The sequence below is a fragment of the Cobetia sp. MMG027 genome (assembly GCF_027947415.1).
In the GTDB taxonomy this organism is placed as follows: domain Bacteria; phylum Pseudomonadota; class Gammaproteobacteria; order Pseudomonadales; family Halomonadaceae; genus Cobetia; species Cobetia marina.
The window spans coordinates 127472-145833 of the sequence record NZ_JAQJIO010000009.1 but is presented as its reverse complement, the minus strand read 5'-3'; the positions used below and the strand labels follow the sequence as shown (position 1 = coordinate 145833).

Sequence of the window (18362 nt, the reverse complement as noted above, 5' to 3'; positions counted from 1 at the left end):
GTATCCTGCGCAGCACCGCCGCTCATGGGCTCGCCACGCAGGGTTCGCCGTGGCCGGCCCGGGTGGCAAGGTGGGACGACAGACAACACGGATATTCTTCAAGGGGAAGGGGTGTCATGCAGCAGCAGGCAGAAGGGGTGTCATCCACGGCGTCCGCTCAGGGTAGCGTCGCGCTGGACGACGAGAGCGTCACCTTGCCCGAGGGTGGGGTGCGACTGGTGGTGATGGGCGTGTCCGGGTGCGGAAAGTCGCATGTCGGCCAGGCGTTGGCGGCATGTCTGGGGGCGCAGTTCATCGACGGTGATGACTATCATGGCGAGGCCAACGTGGCCAAGATGGCGCGCGGCATCCCGCTCAATGATGAAGACCGCCATGGCTGGCTGGCCCGCCTGGTCGAGCTGATCGATGAGGCGCGTCGCGAGGGACGCAGTCTGGTGCTGGCCTGCTCCTCGCTGAAGCGACGCTATCGCGATCAGCTGCGTGGCGGGGATGCGGCGCTGGGCTTCGTGTTCCTGGAAGGCACGCGCGAGCTGTTGCTGGAGCGTCTGGAGGCGCGCACCGATCACTTCTTCAAGGGCGCCGCCATGCTCGATGACCAGCTGGCGACCCTGGAGGTGCCTGAGCGTGAGACGGAGCGCGTCTATACCCTCGACATCAGTGCCACACCGCAGGCGTTGGTCGAACAGGTATGTCAGCAGCTGACGGCGCAGCACGCATCCTCGAAAGCGCTCACGCCCGGGGCAGACTCCCGCCTCTCTGCAGGCTGAAGCCCAGGTCTTCCCACAGGCCACGCGGCGTGGAGGCGTGGTCGCCGCTCAGGCGTGCCAGCAGCAGGGCGGCGGTGCGTTCGCCGATCTCTCGGCGCGGCGTGACCACGCTGGCAAGCGCAGGCCAGGTGCCACGGGTCATCTCCAGACCATTGAAGCCGGCCAGCGCCAGCCGTGCCGGCACTTCCAGGCCGCGACGCTGACACTCGAACAGTGCACCAGCGGCCAGGTCGTCGTTGCAGCAGAAGACGGCGTCGAGATTCGGCCACCGGGTCAGCATCTCGTCCAGCAATTCGCCGCCCAGCTTGACGCTTGAGGGTGCCGGAGTGGTCATCAGGTACTCCTGTGACAGGCCGGCGGCCTCGACGGCGGCGCGCCAGCCCGCCAGACGCTGCTCGACGCGGCGGTCCATGCGCGCGGCCAGAAAGCCGATGTGCCGGCGGCCGCTCTCGATCATCGCCTCCGCCATGGCGCGGCCGGCGGCGTGCTGATCCAGCCCCACTGCCATGTCCAGTGGCGCCTCACGCTTTTCCATGCACTCCACCACGGCACAGCCGGAGCGCGCGATCATCTCGGTGACGCGTTCGCTGTGGCGGCTGCCGCACAGCACCAGACCGTCCACGCCGAACGAGAGCCAGGTCTCGATCAGGCGCTCCTCTTCTTCCATCGAATAGCCGGTATGGCCGATCAGCAGCTGATAGCCGGCGGCGGCCAGCGGTGCCTCAAGCCCTCGATGCAGTTCCGAGAACACGGCATTGGACAGTGACGGGATCAGCAGCGCGATCAGCCGGGAGCGACCACTGGCGAGGCTGCCGGCCTGACGGTTGGGCATGTAACCCAGTTCGCGGGCGCACTCCCGTACCCGCTCGCGCATGGCGGCGGAGACCTTTTCGGGCTGGTTGAGCGCGCGCGAGACCGTGACCTTGGTCACGCCCAGGCGAGCGGCGATGTCGGCGAGCGTCACGCGTCTGGGGCGCGGTGGAGTGTGATGCAGAGGCGGCATGGCAATGTCAGGCGCTGGAAAGAGAGAGGCCGAGTGTCACCGTTCCGGGGTGTCATCGGCAAGGACCACGACGTCAGACGTGGCTGAGCGAGAGCAGGAACAGGATCATCGGCGGCGAGGCCAGCGAGAGCAGAAAGCCGGATACGACGGCCACGGGCACGCAGGCAACACCGCCGGTCTGCTGGATGACTGGCAGAGTGAAGTCCATCGAGGTCGCGCCGCCGAAGCCGATGGCCAGCGGCGTGAAGCGTTGGATGGTCAGCGGGATCAACAGGAAGGCGAGCAGTTCGCGGCTCAGGTCATTGAAGAAGGCTGCGCCACCCAGAATCGGCCCGAGCTGATCACCGATCAGGATGCCTGACAGCGAATACCAGCCGAAACCGGCCGACATCGCCATGCCCTGATTCCAGTCGAGTGCCAGCAGTGGCGCGGCCAGAAGGCCCCCCAGCAATGAACTCACCATCACGGTCAGTGCGATGAAGAGCCCATGCTTGTTGAGCAGAATCTGGCGCAGGCTCATGCCGGAGCTTCTCAGCTGGCAGCCGATCAGCGCCAGCAGGGCATAGAGTGCCCACTCGGCCAGGGTGTCGGTGTCGAGCGAGATCTCCATCAGTCCCAGCACGACGCCCGCCGCGACGCCCAGCGCGACCGCCGCCGTCAGTGTCAGGGAGCCGGACAGCGCTTCCCAGCGGGTCATCGGCGCTCCCTCCACCACGCGTGAGGCATCCGCACGCAGTGCACTGCGGCGTGACAGCGCCCACAGTGCCAGCAGATTCAATGGCGTGATGATGGCGAACAGAATCACCGCCTGCCCGCTCATGGCGGCCATGCCGGCGCCGAGTTGCTCCAGCCCGGCAAGCCCCATGCCCATCAGGAACAGGATGACGTAGATCGAGGCATTCACCAGCTGATTGACGACCGCCAGGCGTGCGGGCTGCTCGATACGCACCAGATAGCCGAGAATCAGCGGCAGCAGGATGAAGATGAGACCCGAGAGCATGACCCTTCCTTGTCATTGGCCGTCGACAGGACCAGAGCGACGTAAGCGATTGATTGTCAGTGAGTATCACTGGGAAGGGTTACTGTAACGATTGCCGGGGACAGAGGGTATCCCCGGGAGTGGATCCTGCGCGATAACTGCTGATGGGGGATCAGCGCGGCTTATGCCGCGGCCTGGACACCGAGCACCGGACACCGAGCCTCACGACGGGTCACGGACTGGCCTGGCGCCGCGAGCTGCTGAGCCGGTCGAGGGTCAGATGTGCGGAGCGCTTGGGGACTTCACCTGCGGGGCTGTCCTCGTAGTCGAGGTAGTCGAGAGCCACCATCAGGCCCGGCCAGCGGGGGGCCAGCCACAGGCGGTAGTGCTTCTGATCACGATGCTTGCGCCAGGTGTCCAGCCGCAGGGTGCGGAAGGTCTGACCGGCGGCCACGCGGGATTCCTGTGCCTGGATCTCATACATCAGTGTCCGGGTGCGCCCCTTGTGATCCAGATATTCCAGCGCACAGGGGGCTCCCGTCAGGCAACTTCCCGCGGCCCACTGGGCATCGGCCTGCTGGCTCAGCAGTACCAGCAGGGTCTGGCGGTCGGGGAGGAGCGTCTCGTCAGGCTCGGGTGCCTCGCGGCTGTAGTCCTTGCCGATACCCGCCAGACGATAACCGGAACGATACCCGGCCGGCTGCAGCTGGCCCTCCTTGAGGAGGAAGCGTCCCTGCTCGTAGCCGCTGGCCACCTTGATGGAGGCCTCCATGCTGGCGATGTAAAGCTCCCCGCTCTGGCTGATGCGCTGCGTGATGGGCACATCCGGCCAGCCGTCCAGCACCAGGGTGTATTGAGCGGTGAAGGGCACGGGAGACTCCGCGCTGCTCACGTCAGCGCTCGCCTGTTGCGCCGTGCTCAACAGGGCTGATCCCAGCAGCATCGCGCCAAGCCAGCCGTTCAGGCGGCAAGGCGAGGGTATCCGTCGCAGGCGTGTCCAGTGGATTCGTCGTGGTACAAGGGCAAGCATGGTGACTCCTGTCGAAGCTTTCTGTCCGCAAATGGGGCCGCCCTTGGGGAGTGGTGTCGTTCGGGGCGAGAGCATGATGATTGGGCAGCGTGGCCGCATGCAAGGTTCCCTCGCGCTGGCGCACCTCTCCTGCCAGTCGTGGATGACGCATGAGGACCTGCTGGCGATGGCCCCGATGACAGGCGCATCAGGCACAGGACGCTATTTCAGCGCTTGCTCATGCGCGCCGGACAGGTACTCTGGGAACGCCTTGTGCGTGAGCTGCAGGCTTCCCGACATGTTAGGCAGAGGTGATGTCAGGCGAGCGCGATGCAGTGATGCCAACCCCGTTTGTTCAATCAGGAGATCATCATGGCCAGCATTGTCATCATTGCCGGAGATTTTGTGGAAGACTATGAGCTGATGGTGCCGTTCCAGGCGCTGCAGGCGATGGGTCATCGGGTCGATGTGGTATGCCCGGACAAGCGTGAAGGCGATATCGTCAAGACGGCGATCCACGACTTCGAAGGCGATCAGACCTATACCGAGAAGCCGGGTCACAACTTCGCGCTCAACGCGAGCTTCGCCGATCTCAAGGCGGAAGACTACGATGCGCTGCTGATCCCCGGTGGCCGCGCTCCCGAGTACCTGCGTCTGGACGAGCGCGTGCTGAACCTGGTGCGTCACTTCGTCGAGGCCGACAAGCCCATCGCCGCCGTCTGTCATGGCCCGCAGCTGCTGGCGGCTGCCATGTCGCTGGAAGGCCATCGTGTCAGCGCCTATCCGGCCTGCGCGCCGGAGGTCAAGCTGGCAGGTGGCGAATTCGTGTCACTGGAAGTCACCGATGCCGTGACCTCCGGCAAGCTGGTGACCGCGCCGGCCTGGCCGGCCCACCCGGAGTGGCTGCGTCAGTTCAATGCCCTGCTGGCATGAGGCGTGACTGACCTCCATTGCGGCTGACATGCATTGCGACTGACATGAGCCGTGGCACGAGCTGCCATCGCGCCTCGTGATGCTCGACGACGACACCCCGCCTTGGCGGGGTGTCGTCGTTTCAGGCGGTGAGTCTCTCGATCCAGGCGCGATGCGGGGCGAGGCGTGACTGGTGTTCCGCCCGCCAGACGGGGTCGCCCAGGGTGCTGGCGTAGCGGCTGGCATGATCACAGGCCAGCAGCAGCCAGCTACCCGTCAGCGCCTCGCCGCGGGCGTGCTTGAGCTCGAGGGTTTCCAGCAGGCCCGCGAAGGCGGTGCCGGTGGAGGGCCCGACGGCAAGCCCGGCATGCTCTGCCAGCCATAGTGCCGCCGCCTGGCTGCGGGCATCCGCGATGCGTCGATAATCATCGAAGTGCACGGGGTCGAACGCTTCCAGTACACAGGGGCGGCCAATGCCCTCGATGGGGTTGGGTGCCTGAGGCGCGGGCAGTGAGGTCATGCGGGTGCCATGGGTGTGATGGTGCTGCCAGCAGGCGTGATAGACGGAGTGTTCGGGGTCCACGCCGATCACGCGAGCGCCATGGCCGCTGTGGTGAAAAGGCCCCGAGTGGTGAAGAGGCCCCGAGTGGCGAAGAAGACCCTTGTGACGCAGATGGCGCGCGAAGGTGGCGGCGCTGCCGCCGGTGCCAGCGCCGAGAAAGACCGCTTCAAGCTCCGGCAGCTCGCGTTCGGCGATCTGTGCCAGACACTCGCCCGGCAGGCTTGTCTCGCTCTGCCAGTCGCTGGCCGTGGCGGCATGCTGGAACTGATTGAGGAAGTGGCCGCCGCTGTCCTCGGCCAGCGCCTGGGCGGACTGGCAGAGGTGGGCGGCATTCTCGATCTCCACGACACGCCCGCCCTCGTCACGAATCGCCTTCAACTTGTCACATGCGGTGCCCTTGGGCACCACGGCGATGAATTCCAGTCCCAGGCGGTGTGCCAGCCACGCTTCAGAGACCGCCGTGGAGCCTGACGAGGCGTCGATGACCGGGCGTCCGGGACTGAGCCAGCCTTGCCTCAACGCCTGCTCGAACAACGCCATGGCCAGTCGATGCTTGAGTGAACCACTGGCGTGGGCGCGCTCGTCCTTGATCAGCACGCGCGCCTCGCCAAGCCCGCAAAGCGCAAGCTCCCTGAGCGGAGTGACGGGCGTGGCTGCCTTCAAGGCGGTCAGCTGTGCCAGGCACTCCTGTCGCCATGCTTCCAGAGGCGCCCTGTGCAGCAAGCCCTCCGAGGGAGTGGCGAGTGAAGAGGGCGCACACGGCGAGCGAGGGGGAAAGGCAGTGGTCGGCATGGCAGCGGTTCCTGTGGCGGGGAGGAGCCTTCATGGTACGACCGGCTGTCAGGCAAAACTTGCCAGTTGTCATGGCGTAGGCCATGTTCTGTAGCAAGATTTTGTCGTGAGGAGGGAGTATGGAGAAAATTGTGCTCGATGCCACGGACCGCGCGCTGCTGCGGCTGTTGCAGCGTGATGCCAGCCTGTCATTGGCGGCACTGGCGGAGTCGGTGCATCTGACCACCTCACCCTGCTGGAAACGCCTCAAGCGGCTGGAGGAATGCGGGGTGATCACCGCGCGGGTGGCGCTGCTGGATGCCGAGCGGGTCGGGCTGGGGCTGACCGCCTTCGTGCAACTCAAGACCCGCGATCATTCGCGGGCCTGGTTCGAGCGGTTCGTGGCGGTGATCGAGGAGATCGAGGAAGTCACCGAGTTCTATCGCATGGCGGGCGACTACGACTACCTGCTCAAGGTTCAGGTCGCGGACATGAATGCCTACGACCGCGTCTACAAGCAGCTGGTCAATACCCTCGATGACCTCACCGATGTCTCGGCACGCTTCGCGATGGAGTGTCTCAAGTCGACCACCGCGCTTCCGGTGTGAAACGCACGCCTCAGTAGCCGTGTTCCAGACTGATGCCCGTCAGGGACTCACCGCGCTGCACGCGGCGGATGTTCTCCGCCAGCTGGTCGGCGGCCTCGGAGACCGGGGTCGGGGCGGCGGCGTGCGGGGTGATGATCACCTTCGGGTGCTGCCACAGCGGGCTGTCGCCGGCGAGCGGCTCATGCTGGAAGACATCCAGCAGCGCGCCGCGCAACTGATCCTTCTCCAGCGCCGCGAGCAGATCCTCCTCGACCACGCTGCTGCCGCGGCCGGGATTGATCAGCACGGCGTCATCGGGCAGGGCCGCGAAGACCTCTGCATTCAGCACGTCGCGAGTGGCGGTGGTGTTGGGCAGCAGGTTGATCACCGCCTTGAGGCCAAGCGTTTCATCTCCCAGCACTGCCTTGAGCGAGCGACCGCCTTCCCCCTGTTCATGGTGGCAGGTCACGCCCTCCAGGGTGTGGGCGCTGCGGCTGAAGCCATGCACGGGGTAGCCGTCTGCCGCCAGCGCCTCGGCGATCTGCCGGCCGATGGCACCCAGGCCGAGCACCGCGACCGGATAATGCCTGGCGCGCACCACGCGATGTGGCGCCCAGTGACGCTCTGACTGCTGGACAGCGTAGCGATCGAAGTCACGTCGGAAATGCAGCAGGCCGTAGCGCACGTAATCGAGCATGTGGCTGGCCATGCCGGCATCGCGCAGTTTGAGCACCGGCACCTCTCGAGGCAGGGCGGGATTGGCCAGCAGGCTGTCCACGCCGGCACCCAGATTGAGAATCGCCTTCACGTCGTGATCGCGATGCCGCTCGAACAGTGCCGCCGGGGGTGCCCACACCACCAGGATGTCGCCCAGGGTCTCGCCGTCATCGGCGAGGATCTCGATGTCGCTGCTGTCCAGACGCTCACGCAGTGCCTCGCACCAGCGTTCTGCCCGCTCGTGATGTACCAGAATTCGCATGTGGCTCATCTGAAAGAGTCTCCTGAAAGGTCCTGGAGTATTTCCCGGTGATGTCGTGATGATGGCGCGGCCCTTGCAAGGGCCGAAGGGAAGGGCGACAGTGCCAGAGTCGCCTTTGACCCGCTGTCGGCAGAGTGACAGACTCGAATCAAGAGGGGAATTCGGATGTTCGCATATACGTTGACGGCTCTGGGCACCAGAGGCGCGCGTAAGGCTCCGCCCCGACGTGCTGCTTGCCTCAAGGCCTGATTGAACAGGAGCGCTGCATGAGCCAATTCCCGTCGCATCCGCCTATTGCCCAGCCTCCATTCGCGGGGCTCAACAACTTGCCGAATGGCGAAGCGCAGGCGATGCCCGACAACTGGGTACCGCGGCCACTGTCGGCCGGACGCCAGGCCTTCACCATCGGGGAATATCACGCCCGTATCCAGCGTGTCCGGGAAGCGATGGCGCGTGCCGGCATCGATGTGATGGTGATTTCCGACCCCTCCAACATGGCCTGGTTGACCGGTTATGACGGCTGGTCCTTCTATGTGCACCAATGTGTACTGCTGGGTCTGAGCGGTGAGCCAGTCTGGTACGGACGCCGTCAGGACGGCAACGGCGCGCTGCGTACCTGCTGGATGGGCGAGGACAACATCCTGTGGTATCCGGATTACTACGTGCAGAATCCGGACATGCATCCGATGGAGTTTCTCGCCCAGTCGATCCTGCCGCAGCGCGGCTGGCACGACGGCGTGGTGGGGGTCGAACTCGACAACTACTACTACTCGGCGCGTGCCCATCTGGCGCTGGTCAAGGAGTTGCCCCACGCGCGACTGGTGGACGCCAATTCGCTGGTCAACTGGTGTCGGGCGATCAAGTCCGAGCAGGAGATCGCCTACATGCGCGTGGCGGGGCGCATCGTCGAGCGCATGCACTCGCGCATCCTCGAGATGATCGAGCCGGGCCTGCCCAAGAGCGCACTGGTCGCCGAGATCTATCGTGTCGGGGTCGAGGGTGTGGTCGGGCCGAATGGCGAGATTCTCGGCGGCGACTATCCGGCCATCGTGCCATTGCTGCCGACCGGCAGTGATGCCGCTGCCCCTCACCTGACTTGGGATGACACGCCGTTTCGCGAGGGCGAGGGCACCTTCTTCGAGATCGCCGGCTGCTACAAGCGCTATCACGCGCCGCTCTCGCGCACCGTGTTTCTCGGTCGGCCGCCGCGCGATTTCGTGCGTGGTGAGTCTGCCCTGCTGGAAGGCATCGAAAGCGGCCTGGCCATCGCCAGACCGGGCAATCGCTGCTGCGACATCGCGCTGGCGCTGGGCGCGGCGATGGACAAGTACGGCTTCGACCGGGGGGGCGCACGTTGCGGCTATCCCATCGGCATCAGCTATCCGCCGGATTGGGGCGAGCGCACCATGAGTCTGCGCCCCAGTGACGAGACGGTGCTGGAACCGGGCATGACCTTCCACTTCATGCCCGGCATGTGGATGGATGACTGGGGGCTCGAGATCACCGAGTCGATCCTGATCACCGAGAATGGTGCCGAGCCATTGTGTGACGTGCCCCGCCAGCTGTTCGTCAAGTGACGGGCTGGCCGTTCGTCAGTGATGCGATGCCATACGCCTTTGTTGTTGTGAGTTCGTCCGGCCAAGGAGGCCTGTCATGCGTGAATCTCCCGTCAGCCTGACCATTGACCTGAACGCCGATGGCCTTCAGCACGGCTTCTTCAAGCTGCCGATTTCCACCGATGAGTCTGCCTGGGGTGCCGTGATGACCCCGATCAGCGTGATCGCCAACGGTGAAGGGCCCACGGTGCTGCTCACCGGCGGCAATCACGGTGACGAGTACGAGGGCATCACCGCGCTCTACAAGCTGGCGGCCCGCCTCACGCCCGAGGACGTGCAGGGGCGTGTCATCATCGTGCCGACCATGAATGCGCTGGCGGCCAAGGCCGGGCGGCGCTGCTCGCCACTTGATGGCGGCAATCTCAATCGCAGCTTCCCCGGCGATCCCGAGGGGGGACCTACCGAGCAGATCGCCGACTATTTCACCCGGGTGCTGGTACCGCAGTGTGACTACGCGCTGGACCTGCATTCCGGTGGCCGCACCCTGGATATCCTGCCGTTCGCGGCCGCGCACCGCCTGGACTATCTCGAGGCGTCGCTGGGCGTGGAGCAGTGCCGTCATCAGGAAGCCGAGAGTCTGGCCGGCGCGCTGGCCTTCGGTGCGCCTTCGGCGATGATGATGTTCGAGCTGGATGCCGAGGCGCTCTACGACACTGCCGTGGAACGCCAGGGCAAGGTCTTCGTCACCACGGAGCTGGGGGGCGGCGGTTCCACCACGCCTGAGCGCCAGGCGATCGCCGACCGTGGCGTCGACAACTTCCTCGCCTTCAGTGGCGTGCTGCGCGAACGCAGTCGTGCCGACCTGGAAGGCGATGTCGAGCGACGCCATGCCGACCAGATGACCAGGCCGCTGCTGATCGACATGCCGGACGCCAGCTGCTACGTGCAGAGTGAGCATGAAGGCCTGCTGGAACTGTGCGTGACGCTGGGTGAGCAGGTCAGCGCGGGGCAGTGCGTGGCTCGGGTCTACCCGCTGGGGCGGGCCGGTCAGCCGGCGGTGGAATATCGTGCCGAGCGCGACGGCGTGCTGGTGGCACGGCGCTTCCCGGCGCAGGTCAGTCTCGGCGATACGCTGGCGGTGATCGCTGAGGTGGTGGACGACCTGGCGCGAGATGCCTCATGAGTTCAGGCGCTGCGCGCGCGATGCCCGCGCCCAGGCTTGATGCCTTCGATCTGAAGATTCTGGCGATCCTCGAGCGCGATGGTCGCATCACCAAGTCGCGGCTGGCCGAGGAGATCAATCTGTCGGTCAGCCCGTGCTGGGAGCGGGTCAAGCGCCTTGAGCAGGCCGGTATCATCGAGGGCTATTCGGCGCGCATCAATCAGGCGCTGCTCGAGGCGCAGCGCGGCGGCGCCGTGGTGGCAGCCCCGCGCACGCCGGTATGGGTGGAGATACACCTCAAGCATCACGATGCCGAGAGCTTCCAGCGCTTCGAGCGCGCCATGCGCGAGGCGGACGAGGTGATCGAGTGTGTGGCGGTCGGCGGCGGCGTGGATTATCTGCTGCGTCTCGAGACGGCGAGCATCGATGCCTACCAGCGATTGATCGACCGCTGGCTGGTCTCCGAGCTGGGGATCGATCGTTACTTCACCTACATCGTCACCAAGCAGGTAAAATAGCGCGCCATTGCAGCCGACCTTCCTCTTTCGCAGCGCGAGATATCATCACCATGGCGCCTTCCACCGCCCCTTCAGGCTCCGTTGTCAGCCAGTCCCATGCCCTATCTGACGCGCCTGACGCGCCGGTGCTGATCTTCGATTCGGGGGTCGGAGGACTCTCGGTGGCGGCGGAGATTCGCCGCCAATGGCCGACGTTGCCGCTGGCCTATGTGTGTGACAACGCCGCGCTCCCCTACGGCACCAAGGCCGATGACTGGCTGGTGACGCGCATCGCGCAGGTGTGTGCGGCGGCGGTCGAGGCAAGTGGAGCGCGTGCCCTGGTGGTGGCGTGCAATACCGCCAGCACGCTGGCGCTGCAGGCATTGCGCGAGACGTTGTCGATTCCGGTGATCGGTACCGTACCGGCGATCAAGCCTGCCGCGCTGCTGGCGCGCAGCCGTCAGAGCGCGGTGCGCCGCGCACAGGGCGAGCCGCCAGTGTTCGGCTTGCTGGCCACCTCCGCCACGGTGAGGCGTGCCTATACCGAGCAGTTGATCCATGATTTCGCGGCGGACTGCCAGGTGATTCGCGTCGCGGCGGACCCGCTGGTCGCCGAGGCCGAGCGCCGTCTGCGTGGCGAGGCGGCTCGCCCCGAGGTGGTCGCGGCGAGTCTGGCGGATCTCGCGGCGGTACCGGGGCTGGAGGTGGTGATTCTCGGCTGTACCCACTTCCCGCTGCTCAGCGCGGATATCGCCAGCGCCTTGGGCAGGAATGCTCCGGGTGAACCACCGCTGGCGCTGGTGGATTCCGGCGCGGCGATCGCACGGCGCGTGGCCCATGTGCTGGAGTTGCCGGCCCGCACGGCGCAGCCCACGCTGGCGCAAGACGAGGTGTCTGACGCAGGCATCGCCCTGGCGACGGACGCCTGTCAGCCCGGCCTTGCCACTGCACTTGAAAGCCAGGGGTTTGCCGCCCCTCGAGGACTCGCGCTCGGCCCCTGACGGCCCCTGTCGCTGCATGAGTCACCAACCCGTGCTTGAGCTTCGCGCTGCCGGTGGTAGGCTAGCGCGCCCAACCTTTGAATGGACGTGATCGGCATGGCTTGCCATGACCCCATCCGCGTCCCTTTGCTCATCGTTTCAGTGCTGCGGTATGCCCGCAGGCAGGAGTCAGTGTGGCCATCGCCGTCGTCGATCCCAGTCAGTATGAACAGCAGCTTGCCGAGAAGGCCGAGCAGACCCGCGCCCGTTTCGCCGCCTTCGATGCGCCGGAGCTCGAGGTGTTTCCCTCGCCGCCCAGTCATTACCGCATGCGCTGCGAATTTCGTATCTGGCATGAGGATGACGACCTCTACTATGCGATGTTCGAGGTGGAATTCGACGACGAGGGCAACAAGAAGAAGACGGTCGTGCGCATGGACGACTTCCCGGTGGCCAGCCAGCGCATCAATACGCTGATGCCGCTGCTGCGTGAGCGGCTCAAGGCCAGTCCGGTGCTGCGTGAGCGTCTGTTCCAGTGTGAATTCCTCACCACTCTGAGTGGCGAGGCACTGGTCACGCTGATCTATCACCGCAAGCTGGAAGAGGACTGGGAAGCCGAGGCGCGCGCGCTGGAGCAGGAACTCGACATCATGATCATCGGGCGTTCACGCAAGCAGCACCTCGTGCTGACGCGCGATCACGTCTTCGAGCGTCTCGAGGTCGATGGACGTGAATATGTCTATCAGCAGGTCGAGAACAGCTTCACCCAGCCCAACGCCGAGATCTGCCGCTCCATGCTCAGCTGGGCGCGCGACGTGACCCATCCGGACAAGGCGCGAGCGGAAGGCCGGGAGCAGGGCGACCTGGTCGAGCTCTATTGTGGCAACGGCAATTTCACCATCGCGCTGGCCGAGAACTTCCGTCGCGTGCTGGCCACCGAGATCTCGCGGACGTCGGTGGCCTCGGCGCAGGTCAATCTGGCGGCCAATGGCATCGACAATGCCCAGGTGGCGCGCATGTCCGCCGAGGACTTCTCGCTGGCACTGGCCGGCGAGAAGGAGGGGCGTCGCGTGGCGGAGATGGACCTCGAGAATCATGACTTCCGCACCGTGCTGGTGGACCCGCCGCGCGCCGGTCTCGATGCCGACAGCTGCGAGCAGACCGCGCGCTACGAACGCATCGTCTATATCTCCTGCAACCCGCAGACGCTGAGCGAGAATCTCGAGGTGCTGTGCCGCACGCATCGCATCGAGCGTTTCGCGCTGTTCGACCAGTTCCCCTATACCGACCACCTGGAGTGTGGGGTCTATCTCGTCAGGAAGTAAGTGAAAGCAGGCGTGTCAGCAAGTGAGAGACGGCGGAGCGTTTTCCGCCTCGACGCTTGAAAAGCCGAGGCCCCGTTGCCAACTAGACTCCAGATCCGGCTCCATGAGCCATCGGGAGTGATAGTGGCGGCGGGGCCTCGTCGTGTCTGTCTCGATGAACGCCTTGTTAGACTTTCGTTTCATGACGCGAGGCGCAAGTCAATACCCGATGCACAGATGTCATGCAGCATGACCAATATGGAACAGGCATGGGGCCGAGGCACAGACTGCGCTAGTCTGTGATGCACTGCATGAGCCTGCGCCTTGGCATCCTGTCACGGGTGCGAGCGTGGGCTCTCTATGACTATTCTTCCTGATACTTCCATCAGGTCAGTCGAGGTGATTGATGCTACACGTGGCGACGGACGGCAAGCAGGAATTCCTTGCGCAGCTCCAAGAGCAGCTGGACAAGCGACTTCCCAAGGACAAGGTGCAGGAAATCGCGGCCTTTGCGCGCGATTATCATGCGACGGCTTCCTTCGAGGACATGGCCGAGCGCAAGCTGGATGACCTCTACGGCTCCACTCTGGCCGTATGGCACTTCCTGCAGAGTCACGCTGCCCCCAAGGTGCGCGCCTACAACCCTGACTTCGAGAAGCATGGTTGGCAGTCCACCCATACCATCATCGAAGTGCTGCACCCGGACATGCCCTTCCTGGTGGACTCGGTGCGCATCGAGCTCAATCGTCGCGGCATCACCGTGCATGCCATCCACAATGCCGTGCTGGCCGTGGCGCGCGATGCCTCCGGTCAGCTGGAGCGCGTGACCGCGCCGCGCGCCGAGAACGCTCCCGAGACGCGCGAGTCACTGATCTATATCGAGATTGATCGTCACAACGATGGCGAGATGCTCGAAGATCTGGAAAACAGCCTGAGTGAAGTGCTGGCTGAAGTGCGGGTCGCCGTGGCGGATTTCGAGGCCATGCGCTCCCAGGGGGCTCAGGCGCTCAGAGAGCTGCGTGACAACCGTCCTGCCACCGTGTCCGAGGCGGATCACCAGGAAGCCTGCGAGTTCATGGAGTGGATGGGCAACGATCACTTCACCTTCCTCGGCTATGACGAATACACCGTCGAAGAGCAGGACGACGGCACTCGCGTGCTGAGCAAGGTCGAGGGTTCCGAGCTTGGCGTCCTGAAGCTGGACCTCGAGCGCTACCACGAGCAGTCCCGCCATCAGCAGAGCGTCAACAGCGATCAGTACGTGCTGATCCCGGAGCTGCTGTCCTTCGCCAAGAGCGCCTTCCACGCCCGCGTGCACCGTCCGGCCTATCCGGACTACATCACTGTCGAGCGCTTCGATGCCGAAGGCCGCGTGATCGGCGAGCGTCGTTTCCTGGGGCTCTACACCTCCACGGTCTACAACCAGAGTCCGCGTAACGTGCCGATTCTGCGTCGCAAGGTGCAGGACGTCATGGAGGCCGCCGGGGTCAACCCGAAGGGCCACAACGGCAAGCACCTGCTGCAGATTCTGGAAGTCTATCCGCGTGATGACCTCTTCCAGATCTCCACGGATGAGCTGACCCGCACCGCCACCAGCATCCTCAATATCCGTGAGCGTCGTCGCGTGCGTCTGATCGTGCGTGAAGACCGCTTCGGCAAGTTCTTCTCCGTGCTGGTGTTCGTGCCGCGCGATGTCTACTCCACCGACCTGCGCGTGCGCATCCAGAATCTGCTCTGCGAAGAGCTGGATGCCACCTTCGGTGATTTCACGCCGTATCTGTCCGAGTCCGTGCTGACACGCATCCAGTTCATCCTGCGCTTCAAGGGCGACGAGCCTGGCCAGTACGACATGCGCGCGCTGGAGAACAAGATCGCCCAGCTGGCACGCAGCTGGCGTGACGAGCTGCACGCCGCGATGGTGGAAGGCTTCGGTGAAGAGCAGGCCAATGAACTGATGAGCCGTTATCGCGATGCCTTCCCGGGCAGCTACCGTGATGACTTCTCGCCGCGCACCGCCGTCTACGACGTGGGCCATCTGCGTGCGCTGGATGAAGGCGATGTCGTGGCCTTGAGCACCTATCGTCTGGTCGAGGATGACAACTCGGGTGTCAACCTGAAGCTGTTCCACAAGCATCAGCCGATTCCGCTGTCCGACGTGCTGCCGGTTCTCGAGAACCTGGGGCTGCGCGTCATCGGCGAGCGTCCTTACGAGATCGAGCGCAGCGATGCCACCTGCTGGATCCACGATTTCGATCTGGAGCACCACGGCAAGGGCGCAGTCGAGCTGTCCGAAGTGCGCGAGAGCTTCATCGAAGCCTTCAAGAAGATCTGGTCCGGTGAAGCCGAATCCGACGCCTTCAACCGCCTGATCATCGGCTCCGGCCTGGACTGGCGTGAAGTGGCGATGCTGCGTGCCTACGCGCGTTACCTGAAGCAGATCCGCTTCGGCCTCTCCCAGGCCTACATCGCCAATGCCCTGGGCAGCCATCCGGATATCACCCGCGAGCTGGTGCAGCTGTTCAACCTGCGCTTCGACCCGCAGGGTCAGGGCGATGAGGATGACGTCAGCGCCTGCCGCGATCGCATCAACGGTCTGCTCGATCAGGTCTCCAGCCTCAACGACGACCGTCTGCTGCGTCGCTACGTGGATCTGATGATGGCCACGCTGCGCACCAACTTCTTCCAGCCGGCGGAAGATGGTCAGGCCAAGGACTACATCAGCTTCAAGCTCGATACCCGTCAGATTCCGGACGTGCCCAAGCCGCGTCCGATGTTCGAGATCTTCGTCTACTCGCCGCGCGTCGAGGGCGTGCACCTGCGCGGTGGCAAGGTCGCGCGCGGTGGTCTGCGCTGGTCCGACCGTCACGAGGACTTCCGCACCGAAGTGCTGGGGCTGGTCAAGGCGCAGCAGGTCAAGAACGCGGTCATCGTGCCGGTGGGTGCCAAGGGCGGCTTCGTCTGCAAGCGCATGCCGGAAAGCAACGACCGTGACGTGATCCAGAAGGAAGGTATCGCCTGCTACCAGATCTTCATCCGCGCACTGCTCGACATCACCGACAACCTGTCCGGTGGTGACGTGGTACCGCCGAACGCCGTCGTGCGCTATGACGAAGACGACCCCTACATGGTGGTCGCGGCGGACAAGGGCACCGCGACCTTCTCCGACATCGCCAATGCCATCTCCAACGAGTACGGCTTCTGGCTGGGCGATGCCTTCGCCTCTGGTGGCGCCAACGGCTATGACCACAAGGGCATGGGCATCACCGCCAAGGGCGCCTGGGTCAGTGTGCAGCGTCACTTCCGCGAGATGGGCATCAACATCCAGGAAGACGAGTTCAGCGTGGTCGGTATCGGTGACATGGCCGGTGACGTCTTCGGCAACGGCATGCTGCTGTCCGAGAAGATCCGTCTGGTCGGTGCCTTCAACCACCGCAACATCTTCGTCGACCCGAACCCGGACACCGCGAAGAGCTTCGCCGAGCGCGAGCGTCTGTTCCGTCTGCCGCGTTCCAGCTGGGACGACTACGACAAGAGCTTGATCAGCGAAGGTGGCGGTCTGTTCTCGCGTGATGCCAAGACCATCACCATCACGCCGCAGATGAAGGAAGTCTTCGACATCCGCGAAGACCGCCTGGCGCCCAACGAGCTGATCAACGCGATGCTCAAGGCGCAGGTCGATCTGATCTGGAACGGCGGTATCGGCACCTATGTCAAGGCCTCCACCGAGACTCACGCCGATGTCGGTGACAAGGCCAACGACGGTCTGCGCATCAACGGCAACGAGCTGCGCTGCAAGGTGGTCGGAGAGGGCGGCAACCTGGGTCTGACCCAGCGTGGCCGCATGGAAGCCGCAGCCAAGCGTGGCGTGCGCGTCAACACCGACTTCATCGACAACGCCGGTGGCGTGAACTGCTCGGATCACGAGGTCAACATCAAGATCCTGCTGGACGACATCGTCGCCCGCGGTGACCTGACCGACAAGCAGCGCAACCAGCAGCTGGCCGAGATGACCGACGAGGTCGGCGAGCTGGTGATCAAGGACAACTATCGCCAGACCCAGGCACTGTCGCTCTCCGAGCTGCAGTCCAAGGAAGGCATGGGCGTCTTCCGTCGCTTCATCAATGAACTCGAAGCGGCCGGTACCCTGGATCGCGAGCTCGAGTTCCTGCCTTCCGATGAGGCGCTGATCGAGCGTTCCAATGCCGGTGAAGCCCTGACCCTGCCGGAACTGTCCGTGCTGGTGTCCTACGCCAAGAGCGATCTCAAGACCAGTCTGATCGCCTCTGACGTGCCGGATGACAGCTACGTGCAGCAGCATCTGGAGCGTGCCTTCCCGCGCGTGCTGATGGAGCGCTTCCCGGAGGAGATGTATCAGCACCGTCTGAAGCGTGAGATCGCCGCCACCCAGATCGCCAATGACCTGGTGGATCACATGGGCATCGCCTTCGTGCGTCGCCTGGAAGACACCACCGGTGCCGGCAAGGCCGAGATTGCGCGTGCCTACATCGTGGCGCGTGACAGCTTCAACCTGGAAGCGCTGTGGACCCAGATCGAGGCGCTGGATCACCAGGTGCCGGCCGACATGCAGTACCGCATGATGAGCGATCTGATGCGCCTGATGCGTCGCGCCACCCGCTGGTTCCTGCGTCAGCGCAGCAGCATGGGCGTCAAGGAGAGCATCTCGCACTTCGCGCCGCGTCTGGCTCAGCTGTCCGAGAGCATCGGCGAGCGCCTCAAGGGCGAAGCCCGCGAGCACTGGGAGGCTCGTCGCGACCACTACGTCGAGGCAGGCGTTCCGGAAGCGCTGGCCAGCACCATCGCGGCGACCTCAAGCCTGTATGCCGGTCTCGGCATCATCGAGGCCGCCAAGGTGACCGGCGAGAAGATCAACCGTGTGGCGGAAGCCTTCTACGGCATCGGCCATCGTCTCGAGCTGCCGTGGGTCGGCGACAAGATCAACGGCCTCGAGGTGCAGGACAGCTGGCAGGCCCAGGCGCGCGAGAGCTTCCGTGATGACCTGGATCGTCAGCAGCTGGCCCTGACCGTCAGCGTGCTCAAGCAGGACAATGCCCCGCGCGAGATCGATGAGCGTGTCGACAACTGGATGGCAAGCCATGAAGGACTGGTCAGCCGCTGGTGCTCACTGCTCGGCGAGATGAAGAGTGGTGCCCAGTTGAGCTTCCCGCTGTTCGCCGTCGCACTGCGTGAACTGGTCGATCTGGCCGAGTCCCGTCGCGAGGCGTGAGCCGGGCAGGAACTCTGCTGACCCGCGATACGCACATCTGTAAGCGTCA

At 64.6% G+C, this 18362-nt stretch carries 14 protein-coding genes; 9 read left to right on the top strand and 5 right to left on the bottom strand.

What is annotated here, in order from left to right; translation table 11 throughout:
* Window positions 1-116: 116 nt before the first annotated feature.
* A complete protein-coding gene (locus PJK54_RS13760; protein WP_307722835.1) occupies window positions 117-767 on the top strand; it encodes a gluconokinase in 651 nt (216 codons plus the stop codon).
* Here PJK54_RS13760 and PJK54_RS13755 read toward each other — a convergent pair.
* The 3 genes from PJK54_RS13755 to PJK54_RS13745 all read right to left on the bottom strand — a co-directional run bounded on the left by PJK54_RS13755 (window position 730) and on the right by PJK54_RS13745 (window position 3779).
* Window positions 730-1770, bottom strand: coding sequence for a LacI family DNA-binding transcriptional regulator (locus PJK54_RS13755; protein WP_176493545.1), 1041 nt, complete (start codon window positions 1768-1770; stop codon window positions 730-732). The two genes, PJK54_RS13760 and PJK54_RS13755, sit on opposite strands and share 38 nt — an antisense overlap.
* 73 nt (window positions 1771-1843) lie before the next feature.
* On the bottom strand, window positions 1844-2770 hold the full coding sequence (locus PJK54_RS13750) for a lysine exporter LysO family protein (RefSeq protein WP_271303171.1): 927 nt from the start codon (window positions 2768-2770) through the stop codon (window positions 1844-1846).
* A gap of 211 nt (window positions 2771-2981) precedes the next feature.
* Complete coding sequence (locus PJK54_RS13745) at window positions 2982-3779, bottom strand: hypothetical protein (RefSeq protein WP_271303170.1); 798 nt, start codon at window positions 3777-3779, stop codon at window positions 2982-2984.
* Between the two features lie 351 nt (window positions 3780-4130).
* Here PJK54_RS13745 and PJK54_RS13740 point away from each other — a divergent pair, with 351 nt between their 5' ends.
* Window positions 4131-4691 carry a DJ-1/PfpI family protein gene (locus tag PJK54_RS13740; RefSeq protein ID WP_077378415.1) on the top strand — a complete coding sequence of 187 codons (561 nt, stop codon included), beginning with the start codon at window positions 4131-4133 and terminating at the stop codon, window positions 4689-4691.
* 121 nt (window positions 4692-4812) lie between these two features.
* Here PJK54_RS13740 and PJK54_RS13735 read toward each other — a convergent pair whose 3' ends face one another.
* A complete protein-coding gene (locus PJK54_RS13735) occupies window positions 4813-6024 on the bottom strand; it encodes a PLP-dependent cysteine synthase family protein (RefSeq protein ID WP_271303169.1) in 1212 nt (403 codons plus the stop codon).
* Between the two features lie 119 nt (window positions 6025-6143).
* On the opposite strand from PJK54_RS13735, the gene PJK54_RS13730 reads away from it, so the two are divergent.
* On the top strand, window positions 6144-6611 hold the full coding sequence (locus PJK54_RS13730) for an Lrp/AsnC family transcriptional regulator (RefSeq protein ID WP_077378421.1): 468 nt from the start codon (window positions 6144-6146) through the stop codon (window positions 6609-6611).
* A gap of 10 nt (window positions 6612-6621) precedes the next feature.
* Here the strand turns inward: PJK54_RS13730 and PJK54_RS13725 are convergent, their stop codons facing one another.
* Entirely contained in the window at window positions 6622-7578 is a 957-nt protein-coding gene (locus tag PJK54_RS13725) for a 2-hydroxyacid dehydrogenase (protein WP_333781922.1), read from the bottom strand.
* A 341-nt stretch (window positions 7579-7919) separates the two neighbouring features.
* Between PJK54_RS13725 and doeA the strand changes: the two genes are divergently transcribed.
* From doeA to PJK54_RS13695, 6 genes are all read left to right on the top strand, one after another.
* Window positions 7920-9146 (top strand): ectoine hydrolase DoeA, encoded by a 1227-nt coding sequence (gene doeA / locus PJK54_RS13720; protein WP_077378504.1) that lies wholly within the window; start codon window positions 7920-7922, stop codon window positions 9144-9146.
* 76 nt (window positions 9147-9222) lie between these two features.
* On the top strand, window positions 9223-10308 hold the full coding sequence (doeB, locus tag PJK54_RS13715) for a N(2)-acetyl-L-2,4-diaminobutanoate deacetylase DoeB (protein ID WP_141392547.1): 1086 nt from the start codon (window positions 9223-9225) through the stop codon (window positions 10306-10308).
* Window positions 10305-10805, top strand: a complete 501-nt coding sequence (locus PJK54_RS13710) for an Lrp/AsnC family transcriptional regulator (protein WP_240499656.1) — start codon at window positions 10305-10307, stop codon at window positions 10803-10805. The genes doeB and PJK54_RS13710 overlap by 4 nt, the downstream gene beginning before the upstream one ends.
* 50 nt (window positions 10806-10855) lie before the next feature.
* The gene (murI, locus tag PJK54_RS13705; protein WP_271303168.1) at window positions 10856-11785 is read left to right on the top strand and encodes a glutamate racemase; all 930 of its coding nucleotides are present in this window, start codon (window positions 10856-10858) and stop codon (window positions 11783-11785) included.
* 173 nt (window positions 11786-11958) lie between these two features.
* On the top strand, window positions 11959-13089 hold the full coding sequence (gene trmA / locus PJK54_RS13700) for a tRNA (uridine(54)-C5)-methyltransferase TrmA (RefSeq protein WP_077378432.1): 1131 nt from the start codon (window positions 11959-11961) through the stop codon (window positions 13087-13089).
* 385 nt (window positions 13090-13474) lie between these two features.
* Entirely contained in the window at window positions 13475-18313 is a 4839-nt protein-coding gene (locus tag PJK54_RS13695; protein ID WP_271303167.1) for an NAD-glutamate dehydrogenase, read from the top strand.
* Window positions 18314-18362 lie beyond the last annotated feature (49 nt).

Coding starts and splice junctions, on each gene's coding strand:
- PJK54_RS13760 (WP_307722835.1), top strand. CDS start 117: ATGCAGCAGCAGGCAGAAGGGGTGTCATCCACGGCGTCCGCTCAGGGT.
- PJK54_RS13755 (WP_176493545.1), bottom strand. CDS start 1,770: ATGCCGCCTCTGCATCACACTCCACCGCGCCCCAGACGCGTGACGCTC.
- PJK54_RS13750 (WP_271303171.1), bottom strand. CDS start 2,770: ATGCTCTCGGGTCTCATCTTCATCCTGCTGCCGCTGATTCTCGGCTAT.
- PJK54_RS13745 (WP_271303170.1), bottom strand. CDS start 3,779: ATGCTTGCCCTTGTACCACGACGAATCCACTGGACACGCCTGCGACGG.
- PJK54_RS13740 (WP_077378415.1), top strand. CDS start 4,131: ATGGCCAGCATTGTCATCATTGCCGGAGATTTTGTGGAAGACTATGAG.
- PJK54_RS13735 (WP_271303169.1), bottom strand. CDS start 6,024: ATGCCGACCACTGCCTTTCCCCCTCGCTCGCCGTGTGCGCCCTCTTCA.
- PJK54_RS13730 (WP_077378421.1), top strand. CDS start 6,144: ATGGAGAAAATTGTGCTCGATGCCACGGACCGCGCGCTGCTGCGGCTG.
- PJK54_RS13725 (WP_333781922.1), bottom strand. CDS start 7,578: ATGAGCCACATGCGAATTCTGGTACATCACGAGCGGGCAGAACGCTGG.
- doeA (WP_077378504.1), top strand. CDS start 7,920: ATGCCCGACAACTGGGTACCGCGGCCACTGTCGGCCGGACGCCAGGCC.
- doeB (WP_141392547.1), top strand. CDS start 9,223: ATGCGTGAATCTCCCGTCAGCCTGACCATTGACCTGAACGCCGATGGC.
- PJK54_RS13710 (WP_240499656.1), top strand. CDS start 10,305: ATGAGTTCAGGCGCTGCGCGCGCGATGCCCGCGCCCAGGCTTGATGCC.
- murI (WP_271303168.1), top strand. CDS start 10,856: ATGGCGCCTTCCACCGCCCCTTCAGGCTCCGTTGTCAGCCAGTCCCAT.
- PJK54_RS13695 (WP_271303167.1), top strand. CDS start 13,475: ATGCTACACGTGGCGACGGACGGCAAGCAGGAATTCCTTGCGCAGCTC.